Origin of the sequence: Brevundimonas naejangsanensis DSM 23858, from assembly GCF_000421705.1 — a bacterium.
Taxonomy (GTDB): Bacteria; Pseudomonadota; Alphaproteobacteria; order Caulobacterales; family Caulobacteraceae; genus Brevundimonas; species Brevundimonas naejangsanensis.
On sequence record NZ_ATXN01000002.1, the window covers coordinates 353,611 to 369,690 of the forward strand.

Here is a 16,080-nt window from a genome sequence, read left to right on the forward strand (position 1 = left end):
CGTCCGGTCAGCCGATCCGGACGCCCGTCATCGAGATCGAGCCGCCGTCGATCACATCATTGAAGAAGCTCAAGGGCTCGCCCGGCGCCTGCTGAGCGGCGACATAGAGCAACGGCAGATAGTGCTCGTCCGTCGGGACGCTGAGCTGCGCCTGCTCGGCCAGATGGACCCAGTCGATCAGGGCGTCATGGTCGCCCGCCATGAAGGCGCGTTTCACCGCCTCGTTGAAGTCGACCGCCCAGTCATAAGGCTCGCCGCCCGCGCGCTTCCACGTCCGCAGATTGTGCACGAAGTCGCCCGAACCGGCGACGATCACGCCTTCATCCCGCAAGGGGCGCAGGCGCTTCGCCAGTTCATAGTGTGCGCGGGCGTCAATGGTTCGGTCCAACGACAGTTGCACCACGGGCACGTCGGCGTCGGGCCAGACGTGCGCCAGCACGGACCAGGTTCCGTGGTCGAGCCCCCACTGGGTCGTGGGCGCGGCCCCGGTCAGCTCCGCCACGCGGCTCGCTAGCGTAGGCGAGCCTGGCGCCGGATACTGCATGGCGTGAAGTTCAGCCGGAAAACCTCCGAAATCATGGATGGTTTCCGGTTGTTCCTGCGCCGTCACGCCCAGCCCGCGCGTCTCCCAGTGAGCCGAAACCATGACAACGCCTTTCGGTTTGCCGACGTCCTGCCCCAAGGTTCGCCAGGCCTCTGCGAAAGGACCGCCAAGGGCGTTCATGGGCGAACCATGACCAAAAAAGAGTGCGGGTTGGCGCATGACCTTAACCGTGCCGCTTCTTGGGCGTCACGGCTCCGATGAGAATGAAGTACGATGCCTATTCGGCAACAGTGTTGGTGACTGATTTAGGCTTCTCACGCAGGTCCGCAAGACTCTCGCCTCAAAAATCCGACAGTCCGATCGGACAGACACGCTGATAAAAGGCTGGATCGGCGGGAACCCGAGCGCCTCGTGACAGCAGGAAGCGGTGCTCGACCACCATGGCCTGCTGTTCGATGTTCAGGCCGATCCATTCACAGCGATCATCGACAGGATAGGCGTAGGCGCCCGGCCCGTCGCCCGCCTTCAGCTTGCCGGTCAGCAGGTTGACGCCGTTCTGCGCCTGCCAGACGTGAACCAGCTCGTGGATAAAGACCGCCTGCGTCCTCAACAGCGCCTGCGACAGGTCCGGCGCCAGCGTCGCACTGGGCCAGACGATCCAGTCACGTCCGAACCAGCGCCCCGGCACGAAGGCGCGATCAAACGGCCAGGGCGAGCCCAGAAAGCGGATATCGTCCAGCCGCAGGTCGCGCCCGAACACCTCGCGCGCCAGCGCCGCTTCGCCGTGCGCCAAGGGGCGGATCATCTACCGACCCACTCCCAATGCCAGGGCTCATAGACATAGGGGACGAAGCCGAACCGCCCCGCATTCTTGACCAGCCAGCGATAGGTCGGGGTCTGGCTCATGTGGCGGCGGCTGTGAACGTCGGTGGAATCCACGCCCATGCCCTGCAGGTGGCCGACATACAGATCGACCGCCGTGCCGGTGCGGTGCGGCGAGCAGACGGCGCGGCGCAGGCCGTCGCAATTGCCGTCACGTGCACATCGGGCGGCGTCGGCCTCCGGATCGCGGAAGGAAGAAAAAACGCGCAACAGTTCCGGCTCAGCGGCGATCTCAGGAACTTCGGCGCGGGCAGCCGCCGCCATCGCGCGATAGGCCTCCAGCACGTCGCGGCGCAGCAGGCGCGTCAGACGTTCAGCATGTTCCTCGCCCGTCGTCAGATAGGCCAGGTCGGCGACGGGGGGCGGATCAGGGCATTCCCCCCTCACCCGCGCCATGACGAAGGGCCGCCGCTCCTGCCACAGGCCCCGCAAGACCTGAAAGGTCGCCTGGTCGAACCGTCCGCTGGCCGTCAGCCCATAGCGCGCCTGGAACGCCGCCAGGGCTTCAGCGAACCCCGCCGATGTCGGATCGCAGGGCGAGCCGACCTCATGCTGGATCAGCGGCACATAGGCTTCCCAGCCCAGTTCCGACGGCCCGAACGGAACCCATTCCAGCGCATATAAGGAGATGGCGTTCGCCTCGGCCGTATCGTCCCAGGCGCCGGGCGCCCGATCGCAGATCTGGGCGGTCGGTGCAGGTTCCGGCGCCTCGGCGTGAGCCTGTCCTGCGAAGGCGGCGGCCAAGGCGGCGATAACGAAGGCGGACGCTTTCCACATGCCCGCAGCAGGCCTCAGGATGAGAGTCGCCGCAAGCCCTCGCGGTCTTCGCGCCTGCGTCGAAAACCTGCATGGTGACGATTGCGGCCGACTCGCGCCGCGATCGGGCCGTGACCGCATGACCGCAACCGCCGCGCCTTCGTCCGCCACAGCTGCGCCCGACGCGCCGCGTCGCTCCAACGCCATCCTGGCCGCCTTCTCAGGGCCCTGCCTGCCGCTGGCGGCTTTCGGCGTCGCCCTGCCCGTCACCCTGCCGGAGTTCTACGCCACCCATGTCGGCATCGAGATGGGCATGGTGGCCGCCGTCTTCATGGCGGTGCGGCTGATCGACATCCTGTTCGACCCCTTTATCGGCTGGGGGATGGACCGGACGCGCACGCGCCTGGGCCGCTATCGCCCATGGATGGCCGTGGCGACGCCGATCCTGATGCTGGCGGCGCTGATGATGTTCGTGACGGTCCAGCCGGGCGCCGGGCCCGTCTACCTGTTCGCCTGGCTGCTTGTACTCTACCTCGGCTTCTCGATGGGAACGCTGGGGCAGTTGGGCTGGGCCGCCGTTCTCGCGCCGCAATACGACCAGCGCAGCCGCGTCTATGGCTGGTGGCAGGTGTTCAACATCATCGGCGTGATCCTGATCCTGATCCTGCCGACCATCGTGGTGAAGACAGGCCTGGGGAACTACGTCGACGGCGTACGCATCATGGGCTGGGCCATCATCATCGCCCTGCCCCTGACCATCGGTCTGGCGATGGTGGCCGTGCCCGAGCCGGTCAACGCGGGCGCCGCGCCGCACGGCGGGCCGCGCGCCTATCTGGCCCTGTTCAGGATGAAGACGGTGCGCAAGCTGCTGATCGCCGACCTGCTGCTGGGCATTGCGCCGGGAATCACCGGGTCGCTGCTGTTCTTCTTCTTCGGCCAGATCAAGGGTTACGATCACACCCAGGCGTCGCTGTTCATGCTCATCTACTTCATGGCGGGCCTGGTCGGGGCGCCCATCTGGGCCTGGCTGGCGACCCGGATCGGCAAGGACCGCGCCCTGGCCGTGGCCAGCCTGATCTTCGCCGTCTTCTACGTTGGCGCGACCCTGGTGCCGGGCGGGAACTTCGCCCTGACGGCGGTCGCCATGTTCATCGCCGGCCTGCCCTATGCGGCGGGCCTGTTCCTTCTGCGGGCGATGATGGCGGATGCGGGCGACGAGGTGCGGCTGGAGACGGGCGTGGACCGCACCGGCCTGATGTTCTCCATCCTGTCGGCCACGACCAAGATGGGTCACGTCTTCGCCCTGCTTCCTTACGCCATTCTGCCGCTGGTCGGGTTCAAGGCTTTGCCGGGGCCGGAAGGGAACAGCGACTTCTCGCTGTTGATCCTGCAGATCCTGTTCATCGCCGTGCCGGGCCTGCTATTGGCGGCCACCGCCTGGGTGCTGAAGGGCTATCCCCTGACTGCGAGCAGGCACGATGAAATCCGCGCCGCCCTGGCGCAAAGAGACGCCGGACACGCCTGAATGACCCACCCCGTCGACCGCCTGAAGGACATCATGGTTCGCCTGCGCGATCCGAACGGCGGATGTCCCTGGGACGTGGAGCAGACCTTTCAGACCATCGCCCCCTATACGATCGAGGAAGCCTATGAGGTCGCCGACGCCATCGAGCGCGGCGACATGGACGAGCTGAGGGTCGAGCTGGGCGATCTGCTGTTCCAGGTCGTCTTCCACTCGCGCATGGCCGAGGAATCCGGGCATTTCCGGCTGGAAGACGTGGCCGAGGCCATGGCCGACAAGCTGATCCGCCGCCACCCGCACGTCTTCGGCGACGAGGCGGCCAAGGCCACCGGCCCGGCCCAGAAGGCCCGCTGGGAAGACATCAAGGCCGCCGAGCGCAGGGCCAAGGAACAGCATGGCGTGCTGGACGACGTGCCGGTCGGCCTGCCCGCCCTGACCCGCGCCGCCAAACTGACCAAGCGCGCAGGCCGTGTCGGCTTCGACTGGCCCTCGACCGACGAGGTCTTCGACAAACTGGCTGAGGAGGTCGAGGAACTGCGCGCCGAAATCGCGGCGGGCGACAAGGACAAGGCGCGCGAGGAGTTGGGCGACCTGCTGTTCGTCGTCGCCAATCTGGCCCGCAAGCTGGAGGTCGAGCCCGAAGACGCCCTGCGCGCCGCCAACGCCAAATTCGTGCGTCGTTTCGAGTTCATCGAAGCCGAGTTGAAGAAGGATGGCCGCGCGCCGGAACAGTCCGACCTGCCCGAAATGGACGCCCTGTGGGACGCGGCGAAGGCGGCCGAGCGAGCCTAAGCTAGATGTAGCGCAATTCCTGCAGGTCGATCTCGCGGATCAGCTTGCGGGCCGTCTCTTCGTCGATCAGCCGCTGACGGCCCAGGCGGACCAGTTCCTCTCGCTCTGCGGCAAGGCCCGTCAGACGCAGGCGGCGCTCGATCTCGTCGGAGCGGCGGGCCTGGACGACGGCGTCGGCCTCCATGCTGGCGCGCATGTCGATGCGGTGGCGATAGACTTCCATCACTCGTGTGGCGGTTTCGGTGTAGAAGTCGGGGTCCGCCTTGCCCTCGGCCATCGCGTGCTGGGCGTCCTCGATGGCGCGGATAGCGGCCCAGGCGGCTGCGACGCGAGAGCGGTTTTCCTCGGCCTGATGATCATCCTCGGGCGGCAGTTGGACGCCCTTCAACAGGCGCGGCAGGGCGATAGTCGCCAGCACCAGCGAGACGATGATCACGCCCGCCGCCAGAAAGATGGCCAGGTTCCGCGCCGGCATCGGCGACCCGTCGCCCAGATAGAAAGGCAAGGTGAGAATGCCGGCCAGGGTGATGGCGCCGCGCACGCCCGCCAGAGACATGACCGCCACGAGCCTCAAACCGACCTTGGGCGGGGCGCCGCGACCCTTGCGGCGGAACAGGGTCAGCTTCAGCGAGGTCCACACCCAGACGAAGCGCAACACCGCCAGCGCCGCGACGATGGCGAAGACATAGACCGCCAGCCACCATAACTCGCTGTGCTGGGTTGTGCGTGTCACCTCGGCGGCGCGCGCCATGATGGACGGCATCTGCTCGCCCAGGATGACGAAGATCAGGCCGTTGGCGACGAACTGCACCGTGTCCCAGACCACGGCGCGGCGAATGCGGGTCGCGGCCAGGGCCGAGCCCTGACGTTCGGTGAAGCTCATCGTCACGCCCGCCGCCACCGCCGCCAGAATGCCGGAAGCATGGATGGTTTCGGCCGCCAGATAGGCCGCGAAGGGCATCAGCAGGCTGATCAGGATCTGGCCGCCGACATCCTCGCCCCAGCGACGGCTGATGAAGGCCTTCACCAGCCCTATGGCGAGGGTGACGCCGACGCCGATAGCCACGCCCGCCAGAGCCAGCCAGGCGAAGGTTCCAAAGGCGCTGGTCAGTGAAAAGGCGCCGGTCGTCGCCGCCAGCACGGCGATCCGCATGCAGGTCAGGCCGCTGGCGTCGTTCAGCAGCGACTCGCCTTCGAGAATATGCATCAGCCGCTTGGGGATCGGCGCCCGCCCGGCGATGGCCTGGACCGCAATCGGGTCCGTCGGCGACAGGATGGCCGCCAGGGCGAAGGCCACGGCCAGCGGCATGGCCGGGATCATCCAGTGGATGAGAAAGCCCAACCCCAGAACGGTGAAGACCACCAGCCCCAAGGCCAGCTCCAGGATCACCACCCGGTCCCGGAACAACGCCTCCTTGGGGATGCGCCAACCGTCCACGAACAGCAGCGGCGGAAGGAACAGCAGGAAGAAGACATCCGGCTTCAGATCGACCGACTCGCCGGTGATCAGCACCACCCCCGCGCCCAGCGCGATCTGCACCAGAGGCAGGGCGATGCGCGTGATGCGAGCCACCCATCCCGACAGCACCACGGCCAGCAACAGGAAGAGGATGGTCTCGATCAGATGCATGACGGGATCAGTCGATCACATCCGGATACAGCCGTTCAAGTCGCCCCAGCGCGGCGGGATGCAGACGGACCGTCAGATGAACCCGGCCGCCCTCGTCGGTCTCGCGCCCCGTTACGCGGCCGTTGGCGTAGAGCCACGCCAGCAGGTCGCCGCGATGCGGTTCGACCGTAAGCTGCGTCTCGGGGTCATCGTCGATCAGGGCGGCGATTGTTTCGCGGAGCGCCTCGATCCCCTCGCCTGTCCAGGCAGACACAGCCACGGCCGTTCCCTCGCGCGCAAGACGTTCGGCCTGACCGACCACGGCTTCCCGCGTTTCGGGTTCCAGCAGGTCGATCTTGTTCCAGACCTCAAGGATGCGGCGCGTCTTTCCTTCCGGCGTCGGTATCTGCTCGAGCACCGTCTCGACGTCCTTGGCCTGGGCGGCGCTGTCGGGCGAGGCGATGTCGCGCACATGCAGGATCAGATCGGCCTCGCCGACCTCCTCCAGCGTGGCGCGGAAGCTCTCGACCAGTTCGTGCGGCAGATCGGAGACGAAACCCACGGTATCGGCGATGATGGCCGGGCGCCCCTGCGGCAGGCGGATGGTGCGCTGGGTCGTGTCCAGGGTGGCGAATAGCAGGTCCTTGGCCATCACCTCAGCCCCGGTCAGCCGGTTGAACAGCGTCGACTTGCCCGCATTGGTGTAACCGACGAGAGCGACAGACGGGAACGGAACCTGTTTGCGCGCCTTGCGGTGCAGGCCGCGCGTGCGGCGCACCTCTTCCAGTTCGGCCTTCAGCCGGACGATGCGGTCGGCGATCATCCGCCGGTCCAGTTCGATCTGGGTTTCGCCGGGGCCGCCGACGCCGCCCGTGCCGCCGCGCTGGCGCTCGAGGTGAGTCCAGGTGCGGACAAGACGCGAGCGCTCATATTCCAGCCGCGCCAGCTCGACCTGAAGACGGCCTTCGCGCGTGCGGGCGCGGCGGCCGAAGATTTCGAGGATCAGCCCGGTTCGATCGATGACCTTGATGTCCCAGAAGCGTTCAAGGTTGCGCTGCTGCACCGGGGTCAGTTGGTCGTCGACGACAACCGCCTCGGCGTCGGCCGCAAGGATCAGGGCTGAAATCTCTTCCAGCTTGCCCCGACCAATCAGGGTGGCGGGCGTGACGGATCGCAGGCGCACGATCTCCTGCGCGCGAACGTCAAGGTCCAGCGCCTGGGCCAGGCCCACGGCTTCTTCCAGGCGTTCGGAAGCATGGCGCGCATTGTCGCCGCGACGGTCGGGATGGATGACGACGGCCCGGATCAGCGGGACGGCGTGGTCAATGAGTTTGGAGGTCAATCAGTCTTCTTCGGCGTCGGGCTCGTACAGTTGCACGGGCGCGGACGGCATGATGGTCGAGATGGCGTGCTTGTAGACCAGCTGCGATTGGCCATCGCGACGCAGCAGCACACAGAAGTTATCGAACCAGGTGACGATGCCCTGAAGCTTGACGCCGTTCACCAGGAAGATGGTCAGCGGCGTTTTCGTCTTGCGGACGCTGTTCAGGAAGGTGTCCTGGAGGTTCTGTCGTTTGTCTTGCGACATGGCAGGTTGATCCTGTTCTTGGTCTTTTTCATCGACGGCGGAATGGCCGCGAGGCGGGACGTCGCCCGCATTCGCGACCTTAGCCACGCCCCCGCCGGTGCGGCAACGGCTTAAATGGCCTCGCGGCGCGCCTGTTCCAGATAAATCTCGCGCAAACGGGCCGCCACCGGGCCGGGCTTGCCCTCGCCGATGCGGGTTCCGTCCAGCGACACGATCGGCATGACGAAGGAACTGGCCGCCGTGACGAAGATTTCACGCGCGCGCTTGGCCTCTTCGACGCTGAAGGCGCGCTCTTCCAGTTCGATGCCTTCCGCCTCCACCAGTTTCAGGATCGCCGCGCGGGTGATGCCGCGCAGGATGTTGGCCTGGGTGTCGCGGGTCCTCAGCTTGCCGTTCTCGTCAACGATCCAGGCGTTGGTCGATGAGCCCTCGGTCACCATGCCCATTTCGTCGAACAGGATGGCTTCGTAAGCGCCGCGTTCACGGGCCGCCTGCTTGGCCAGGGCGTTGGGCAGAAGGCCGACCGTCTTGATGTCGCAGCGTCCCCAGCGCATGTCTGGGTGGGTGACCCCGGCGGCGCCCCTGGCGGCAAGGGCCTCGCCCTTCTTCAGGTCGACAGACTTCGCGGTGACGATGACGCTGGGCGCCACATCCTTTGGGAAGGCGTGATCGCGCGGGGCGGTGCCGCGCGTGATCTGGATATAGACCAGGCCGTTGCGCACCCGATTGCGGCGGATGGTTTCACGCAGGACGATGCCCAGCGACTGGGCCGACATGGGAATGTCGATGCGCAGCTCGGTCAGGCTGCGCGCCAACCGGCTCAGGTGACCCTGATAGTCAGCCAGCCTGCCGTCAAACACCGACCAGACCTCATAGACGCCGTCGGCGAACTGAAACCCGCGATCCTCGATGTGGACAACGGCCTGACCGTGCGGCTGATAAACGCCGTTTACATAGGCGACCCTGGACATCAGGCGCCCTCTCCTTCTTCGTCTCCGCCGCGTGCGGGCGACACGCCCAGCGACTTAAGCTTGCGATGCAGCGCCGACCGCTCCATGCCGATGAAGGCGGCCGTGCGCGAGATATTGCCGCCGAAGCGCATGATCTGCGCCGACAGATATTCCCGCTCGAACACCTCCCTGGCTTCACGCAGCGGCAGGGCGATGATGCGATCGGCGCTGAGCGAGGCGGGGCTGGCGGACGACGCCACCTCCTGCGGCAGCATGTCCGCCGTTATCGGCTCGTCCGCCGTCCCGGTCGCCAGGATCAGCAGGCGTTCGACATTGTTGCGCAGTTGCCGAACGTTGCCGGGCCACGGGTGGACCTGCAGCACAGCCAGGGCGTCATCGGCGATGCGGCGATGCGGCAGTCCCTGCGACGACGACAGGCTATCGACGAAATACTCGACCAGTTCGCTGATATCCTCGCGACGTTCGGACAGCGGCGGAACGCGGATCGGCACCACGTTCAGACGGTGGAACAGGTCCTCGCGGAAGCGCCCTTCGCTGATCTCCAGACGCAGATCGCGCGAGGTCGAACTGATGACCCGCACGTCGACCTGAACATCCTGTTCGCCGCCGACGCGGCGGAACCGCTGCTCAACCAGAACACGCAGGATGCGGCTCTGGCTCTCGCGGGGCATGTCGGCCACGTCGTCGAGGAACAGGGTGCCGTTATGCGCCTGTTCAAAGACGCCGATCTTGCGCGGGCGACCGTCGCCGCCTTCTTCCCCGAACAGTTCGACGTCGAGGCGCTCGGGCGTCATGCCGGCGGCCGAGATCGCCACGAACTCGGCCCGGGCGCGCGGGCTGGCGTCGTGGATCTGGCGCGCGACCAGTTCCTTGCCCGAGCCCGGAGGCCCGGCGATCAGAATTCGGCTGTTGGCGGGCGCCACCTTGGAGATGGTGCTGCGCAGCGCCTGCGCCGCCACAGACTTGCCGATCAGGCCGCTGGGCGTCAGCGTCTGGGCGCGCAGGCGACGGTTCTCGCGCTTCAGAGAAGCCGCTTCCAGCGCCCGCTCGACCACCACCACCAGCCGGTCGGACTTGAACGGCTTTTCGATGAAGTCATAGGCGCCGCGCTTCAGGGCGCTGACCGCCGTTTCAATATTGCCGTGGCCCGAGATCATGACGACCGGCAGGTCCTCATCCAGCTCGCGCACGACATCCAGTAGTTCCAGGCCGTCCAGCCCGCCGCCCTGCATCCATATATCCAGGACCGCCAGCGATGGCTTGCGCGCCTTGATGGCGGCCAGGGCCTCGTCCGAGTTTGCGGCCGTGCGGACCGCGTGGCCTTCGTCCTCCAGCAGGCCGGAAACCAGCTCGCGGATATCGGCTTCGTCGTCGACGACCAGAATGTCGGCACCGGTGCTTTTCATGACGCCTCTCTTACTCCGCCGTCCGCATCGCGCTGGAAGCGCGGGCGGCGGCCTTATGATCCTGGCTCAGGGGGAAGGTCAGGCACACGCGCGCGCCTGACAAGGTTTCGGCGTCGGCCAGCCTCAGCTCTCCGCCATGGTCTTCACAGATGCGCTTGACGATGGCCAGGCCCAGGCCCGTCCCCTTCTCGCGCGTCGTTACATAGGGTTCGGTCAGCCGGTCTCGGTCCTTGGCCGGCAGGCCGACACCGTCGTCCTCGATGATGAAGGAAGCGAAACCGTCCTCGACCGTCAGACGGGCGATGATCCCCAGACCGGGCTCCGTCACCCCGTCCCGCTCGCGTCGACCGGCCACCGCCTCGCCTGCGTTCTTCAGGATATTGGCGAGGGCCTGACGAACCATGCGACCGTCAGCCTGCATCGCGACGTCCGGCAGGGGCTCGATCAGATCGACTCCGATATCCCCCGCCGCAACGCGCTGTGCGAACACCGCCTCGCGCAGCATTTCAGCCGGGTTCTCGCGTGAGAAACGAGGCGCGGGCATCCGCGCGAAGGACGAGAATTCGTCCACCATCCGTCCGATATCGCCAACCTGACGGATGATGGTCTCGGTGCAGCGGTCGAAAACTTCGACATCATCGCCGACCTGCTCGCGATAACGGCGACGCAAGCGTTCGGCCGACAGCTGGATCGGGGTCAGCGGGTTCTTGATCTCATGGGCGATGCGCCGCGCCACATCGCGCCAGGCGGCGTTACGCTGGGCCGTGACCAGACGCGTGATGTCGTCGAAGGTCAGCACCATCTCGCCGCCCTGCCCGCCTTCGATACGGACCCGCAGGCGCAGGGCATCGCCGTTGCGGTCGATGTCGATGTCTTCTTCGATATGGGCCTCGCCACGCTCGGACAGTTCGCCCAATTCCGGCGCCACCTCGGCCAGCCGCCGTCCCTGCACATGCTCGGCGTCCAGCCCCAACAGATAGCTGGCGCTGTCGTTGATGGCCGAGATGCGGCGCTTGCGATCCAGGCCGATGACGCCCGCGCTGACGCCCGACAGCACGGTTTCAATGAACAGGCTTCGGGCCTGAGCCTCGTCGGACGCGGTCTTCAAGGCGGCCTGCTGGGTCTTGATGTCCTGCGTCATGCGGTTGAACGCTTCGGACAGGACGATCAGCTCTGCCGGCGCCTCGGCATTATCGACCCTTGCGTCCAGATCGCCGCCGGCCACCTGGTCGGCCGCCTTCACCAGACGACCTATGGGCGCCGAGATCGAACTGGCCGCCGACATGGCCAGCCACACCGCGCCAACCAGCACCAGCAGGGCCGTCTCGAGATAGCTGAGGGCGAAAGCCGCCTGGATGCGGGCGCGGCTTTCCTCCGCCTCGCGATAGGCGGTGATGGATTCCTCGCCGTTGCGCATCCGCTGGATCAGGCCCGGCGCCAGCGGGCGCACGACGTAGAGATAGGCGTCGCCATAGTCAGGCAGCGGATAGAGGGCGCGAACCGTGTCGGGATTCTCCGTCACCGTGGTGGGCGCCACCTCGCCGCCCGCAACCGTCTCCAGGGCTTCGCGGGGCGGCGCGACATAGGGCGGCGCGCCGGGCCGCTCGCCGCTGGCCAGCACCCGGCCGTTCTCGTCGAGGATATAAAGCGCCGGATAGCCGAAGAAGTCGCCGATCTGAGCCAGGGCGCGGGAAAACTGGATACGGTTGTCGAACAGGCCGCGCACCCCGCCCAGTTCAGTGGACATGGTCTCCATGTCGGCCTCAAGCCCGCTGCCAACATCGGCGACATAGGCCCGACCGATCTCAGCGCCGTTCCTGACAGCCGATTGCACATTCGCGCTGAACCACTGATCGACGCCGCGGTTGACCAGAACGCCGAACACCAGGGCGATCAGCACTGCGGGCACGACCGAAACCAGCGAGAACAGGGTCACAAAGCGCAGATGCAGCCGCGCCCCAGGGTCGTAGCGGTTGCGGAACAGGCGCAACACGCGAACGCCGATCACAAAGGCCAGTCCGAAAATCAGGACCAGATTGGCCAGCAGGATGAACAGCACGGCCTGACTGGCCGCTGAGCGGGCATCGCCTCCGCCGGTCGCGCCGGGCGCGATGGCGACAAGCCAGATCGCCGCCGCCGTGACGATGAAGGCGACCGCATAGGCTGTGCCGAACAGGGCGCGCGCCCGACCGCCAGCCAATCGCCCCCAGAGCGAAAGCTCCGAGTTATGGTGATCAGCCGGGGCGGCGGGGTTCGACATCAAGCGATAGCTTCAACCACCTGTGGCTTAATTTCAACATCGAAGTTGCGAGAATGCTTCACATCGAGCCACAACGCCGTCAGCGCCTCCTCGACCTCCTCTGGCGTCTCCAGCCTACACAGGCGCGCCTTGGCGGCCCGTCGCTCGGTCGGATCGGCCGGCCAGGGCGCCTGTTCGATGTACCAGCCCAGATGTTTGCGGAACATCTTCAGCCCCAGCGGCAGGCCGTAGAAGTCAGCCGACGCCCGCAGATGCCGGATGACGATCGCGAGCCGCTCTTCCCGATCCGGCTCGCGCAGTTGCGTCCCGTCGATCAGGGCGCGCTCCAGGTGTGCGGCCAGCCACGGCCGGCCATAGACACCTCGCCCCAGCATCAGGGCGTCGGCGCCGGATCGTTCCAGGGCCTCGCGCGCCTGTTCGGCAGTGATGATGTCGCCGTTGACGATGACGGGAATGGCCACCGCCTGTTTCACCTCGGCCACCGCTTCCCAGTCGGCGATCCCAGTGTAGAACTGCTTGCGAGTGCGGCCGTGCACCGTCACAGCCGCCACGCCCAGCGCCTCGGCCCGGCGCGCCAGATCGGCGGCGTTGAGACTGTTGTCGTCCCATCCCAGCCGCATCTTGACCGTCACCGGCCGACTGACGGCCTGAACGACCGCCTCCATGATCCGCGCCGCCTGATCCGGCGTCCGCATCAGGGCCGAGCCGCAGGCGGCGCCGGTGACTTCCTTGGCGGGACAGCCGAAGTTCAGGTCGATAATGTCGGCGCCGGCCTTCTGCGCCATACGCGCGCCCTCGGCCATGGCCTCGGCGTCGCCGCCGACCAGTTGAATCACCGTCAGCGGCAAGCCCGCGCCCACTGCGGCGCGGCGCACCACGTCCGGCCGCGCGCGCGCCAACTCTGCCGCCGCCACCATTTCAGTCGCCACGTAAGAGGCGCCCAACTGTGAGGCCAGCACCCGGAACGGCAGGTCGGTGATCCCGGTCATGGGCGCCATCAGCACCCGTCCGTCGATCCTTACGTCCCCAATTTGCAGGCCAGTCGTCATAAGTCTCCTTAGCACTGAAGGCGCCCCCTCTCGTCAAGCGGAACCGGGACGCCTAGAAGGCCGTCATGGGATTCTCAGCGATTGTCGTCGCCGCCGGTTCGGGTTCGCGGGCCGGGGGCGCCAAGCAGTGGCGCTTCGTCGCCGGACGCCCGGTCATCGCCTGGTCGGTCGAGGCTTTGCTGAAGGCTGGCGCGCGTGAGGTTGTGGTGGTGATCGCCGCCGACGCCGAAGCGACGGCGCAGGCGGCTCTGGCCGGACTGTCCGGCTGGCGCGTCGTGCCCGGCGGCGCGACCCGGGCCGCCTCGGTTCAGGCCGGTCTGGCGGCGCTGACGGCGGATGACGCAGAGCCTGTGCTGATCCACGACGCCGCCCGGCCGTTCCTGAGCGCTGACATCATAGAGGCCCTGCTGCAGGGGCTTGAAGGCGCTGACGGCGCCCTGCCCGCGCTCGCCGTCGCCGACAGCCTGCGTCGAGCCGAGGGCGATTTCATTGTCGGGGGCGTCGATCGCGACCACCTCTGGCGCGCCCAGACGCCTCAGGCCTTCCGCCTGAAGACCATTCGCGACGCCTATGCCGCATGGCCGAACGATGAGACGGCGACCGACGAAGCCGCCGTCGTCGAGCGCGCCGGCGGCCGCGTCCGGTTGGTACCCGGCGATCCCCGCCTTCTGAAACTGACCTATCCTGAGGATTTCGCCATGGCCGAGGCGCTCGCCCCCCCCCGCACTGTCGTTCGCATCGGACAGGGCTTCGATGTCCATCGCTGGGGCCCCGGTTCGTCGGTCTGGCTGTGCGGGGTCGAGATACCGCACGACCAGACCCTGATCGGCCATTCGGACGCCGATGCGGGGCTGCACGCCCTGACCGACGCCATTCTGGGCGCGATCGCCGACGGCGACATCGGCGACCATTTCCCGCCCAGCGATCCGCAATGGAAGGGCGCCGCCTCGGACCGTTTCCTGGTCTATGCGGCTGAGCGGGTGGCGGCGCGCGGGGGGTGCATCGTCAACGTGGACGTCACCCTGATCTGCGAGCAGCCCAAGGTGAAGCCGCATCGACAGGCTATGCGCGAGCGTCTGGCGGAACTGTTGAACCTGCCGCTGGACGCGGTCAGCGTAAAGGCGACCACCAGCGAAGGCCTCGGCTTCACGGGGCGCGGCGAAGGTCTGGCCGCCCAGGCCGCTGTCTCGGTCGAACTGCCCGGCTGATCGAGGTCAGGCCCGGGTCAGTCCGGCGGCGGCCCTTTCCAGCAAGGTCAACGCCGTATCTTCGGCGCTCAACTGCGCCACCCCGACGTCCAGCTCCACCACGAACGGGGAGCGATCCTTGCCCGCGTCAAAGGCCGTGCAGGCGATGACGGCCGCGATCCGCTCGGCTGTGAGGCGGGCCGAGGCTTCGTCGGTAGCGGGCAAGGCAAGGGCGAAGGTCTCGCTGGACAGGCGGGCGGCGGTGTCTTCGACACGAACCAGACGGGACACCATGGCCCCGACCTGAGGCATGGCCTTCTCCAGCCAGCCTCCCGCTCTCAACGCTTCCAGAGCCTCGCGCCCCGCCACGCGCAGCACGCCGACAGACAAGGGCCGCGAGCGAACTCGAGCCCCGTCCACCAGCCGGCTCAAATGCGAGGCGAACAGGTCGCGGCTGAACAGCCCTGTCGCCTCATCCATCAGGTCGCTGCCCCGCACCGCGTCGAGCGCACGGCGAAGCCCCTGCTGGCGGCGATGATTGCGCGCCAGGGCCACCACTCGGGCGGCGGCGTCCTCTTCCGGCGTCGTCGGGTCGGCGACGTCGGCGAACCCTCGCCGGTACAGGTCGCCCAAGGCCTCGCCCGCCTCCTCGTCCCGCAGATAGAGGGTCAGCGGAATATGGTACAGGCGCGTGTTCCGGCGCATTCCCGCCGCGATCGCCAGGGCGGGCGCATGCGATCGATCGCCCCAGAGGACGGCGCCGTCGAACGCACGCTCATGCAGATAGTCGAAGGCCGTATAGGGCGTCGGTGCCGCCACCACCTCGGCCCCCAGTTCCACCAGGGCGTTCGAAAGCGCAAGGAATCGACGGTCCGCCGCCCCGGCGGTCAGAATGTTCAGCGGCGCCGCTTCCATGTCCGGCGCCGCCAGGGGCACGCCATGCTGGCCGAACGTGGCCTGACGCAGAACGAACTCTTCCTCCGCCACCGCCGCGCGGGTCATCTGTTCCAGCCGCATGGCGGCCTGCGCCGGATGCGGGGCCCTGGAAAGCGTCAGATCGCAGCCATTGAGACCGGCGCCTATCGGCGCCCCGACGCCCAGTATCGTCAGGTAACGCGCATCCGTCGACGATCGCAGCCGCGCAATCGCCGAAGCGTCCAACAGGGCCGTATCCACGACGGCGGCGTCGATCGTCAGGTCTTCCAACGCGAGGATGGCCGCATCCAGATCGCGCGCGGTCAGGGTTCGCCATCCCAGCCGATCCAGCCCCTCGCACAGGGAATCCAGGGAGTCGTCAGCGTCGGCGACAACCAGCACGCGCGGGTTCGGATGCAAGCAGAATCTCCTGGCTTCGGCCGGCCGCCCCCGCTGCCTTTTCCGAGCCTTGAGACATGATACCGGCGCAGCCGCGACCCGCAATGGGCAAGATCGCGTACCGCCGGACCGCCGATCAGGGGTTCCCACTTCACGCCGAATGGGGTTAATCCCCCCGCTTGTTCGACGACGAGGCCTTG

Annotated in this window: 14 protein-coding genes; 3 read left to right on the top strand and 11 right to left on the bottom strand. The window is 67.1% G+C overall.

Annotation, left to right across the window (positions count from 1 at the left end; genetic code table 11):
• Positions 1–7 precede the first annotated feature (7 nt).
• The 3 genes from ygiD to H556_RS0101970 all read right to left on the bottom strand — a co-directional run bounded on the left by ygiD (position 8) and on the right by H556_RS0101970 (position 2,203).
• Complete coding sequence (ygiD, locus tag H556_RS0101960; RefSeq protein ID WP_024352846.1) at positions 8–763, bottom strand: 4,5-DOPA-extradiol-dioxygenase; 756 nt, start codon at positions 761–763, stop codon at positions 8–10.
• A gap of 121 nt (positions 764–884) precedes the next feature.
• A complete protein-coding gene (locus H556_RS0101965; RefSeq protein WP_024352847.1) occupies positions 885–1,349 on the bottom strand; it encodes an NUDIX hydrolase in 465 nt (154 codons plus the stop codon).
• On the bottom strand, positions 1,346–2,203 hold the full coding sequence (locus H556_RS0101970; protein WP_024352848.1) for a M15 family metallopeptidase: 858 nt from the start codon (positions 2,201–2,203) through the stop codon (positions 1,346–1,348). The genes H556_RS0101965 and H556_RS0101970 overlap by 4 nt, the downstream gene beginning before the upstream one ends.
• A gap of 118 nt (positions 2,204–2,321) precedes the next feature.
• On the opposite strand from H556_RS0101970, the gene H556_RS0101975 reads away from it, so the two are divergent.
• Together H556_RS0101975 and mazG are read left to right on the top strand one after the other, a co-directional pair.
• Positions 2,322–3,707 (top strand): MFS transporter, encoded by a 1,386-nt coding sequence (locus H556_RS0101975; RefSeq protein ID WP_024352849.1) that lies wholly within the window; start codon positions 2,322–2,324, stop codon positions 3,705–3,707.
• Entirely contained in the window at positions 3,708–4,496 is a 789-nt protein-coding gene (mazG, locus tag H556_RS0101980; protein ID WP_024352850.1) for a nucleoside triphosphate pyrophosphohydrolase, read from the top strand. It begins immediately after the preceding gene.
• Between the two features lies 1 nt (position 4,497).
• On the opposite strand, the gene H556_RS0101985 is transcribed toward mazG, so the two are convergent.
• From H556_RS0101985 to dusB, 7 genes are all read right to left on the bottom strand, one after another.
• Positions 4,498–6,126 (bottom strand): Na+/H+ antiporter, encoded by a 1,629-nt coding sequence (locus H556_RS0101985; protein WP_024352851.1) that lies wholly within the window; start codon positions 6,124–6,126, stop codon positions 4,498–4,500.
• Positions 6,127–6,133: 7 nt separating this feature from the next.
• A complete protein-coding gene (gene hflX, locus H556_RS0101990; RefSeq protein ID WP_024352852.1) occupies positions 6,134–7,447 on the bottom strand; it encodes a GTPase HflX in 1,314 nt (437 codons plus the stop codon).
• On the bottom strand, positions 7,448–7,693 hold the full coding sequence (gene hfq / locus H556_RS0101995) for an RNA chaperone Hfq (RefSeq protein ID WP_003164861.1): 246 nt from the start codon (positions 7,691–7,693) through the stop codon (positions 7,448–7,450).
• A 110-nt stretch (positions 7,694–7,803) separates the two neighbouring features.
• Entirely contained in the window at positions 7,804–8,664 is an 861-nt protein-coding gene (locus H556_RS0102000; protein WP_024352853.1) for a D-amino-acid transaminase, read from the bottom strand.
• On the bottom strand, positions 8,664–10,070 hold the full coding sequence (gene ntrX, locus H556_RS0102005; RefSeq protein ID WP_024352854.1) for a nitrogen assimilation response regulator NtrX: 1,407 nt from the start codon (positions 10,068–10,070) through the stop codon (positions 8,664–8,666). Before ntrX ends, H556_RS0102000 begins: the two co-directional genes overlap by 1 nt.
• Positions 10,071–10,080: 10 nt before the next feature.
• On the bottom strand, positions 10,081–12,330 hold the full coding sequence (locus H556_RS0102010; RefSeq protein ID WP_024352855.1) for a sensor histidine kinase NtrY-like: 2,250 nt from the start codon (positions 12,328–12,330) through the stop codon (positions 10,081–10,083).
• Positions 12,330–13,379: a tRNA dihydrouridine synthase DusB gene (gene dusB / locus H556_RS0102015; RefSeq protein ID WP_024352856.1), complete on the bottom strand. Its 1,050-nt coding sequence runs from the start codon at positions 13,377–13,379 to the stop codon at positions 12,330–12,332. Before dusB ends, H556_RS0102010 begins: the two co-directional genes overlap by 1 nt.
• A 65-nt stretch (positions 13,380–13,444) precedes the next feature.
• On the opposite strand from dusB, the gene H556_RS0102020 reads away from it, so the two are divergent.
• Positions 13,445–14,587 (top strand): bifunctional 2-C-methyl-D-erythritol 4-phosphate cytidylyltransferase/2-C-methyl-D-erythritol 2,4-cyclodiphosphate synthase, encoded by a 1,143-nt coding sequence (locus H556_RS0102020; protein ID WP_024352857.1) that lies wholly within the window; start codon positions 13,445–13,447, stop codon positions 14,585–14,587.
• Positions 14,588–14,593: 6 nt separating this feature from the next.
• Here the strand turns inward: H556_RS0102020 and H556_RS0102025 are convergent, their stop codons facing one another.
• Positions 14,594–15,901, bottom strand: a complete 1,308-nt coding sequence (locus H556_RS0102025; RefSeq protein WP_024352858.1) for a diguanylate cyclase domain-containing protein — start codon at positions 15,899–15,901, stop codon at positions 14,594–14,596.
• Between the last annotated feature and the right edge of the window lie 179 nt (positions 15,902–16,080).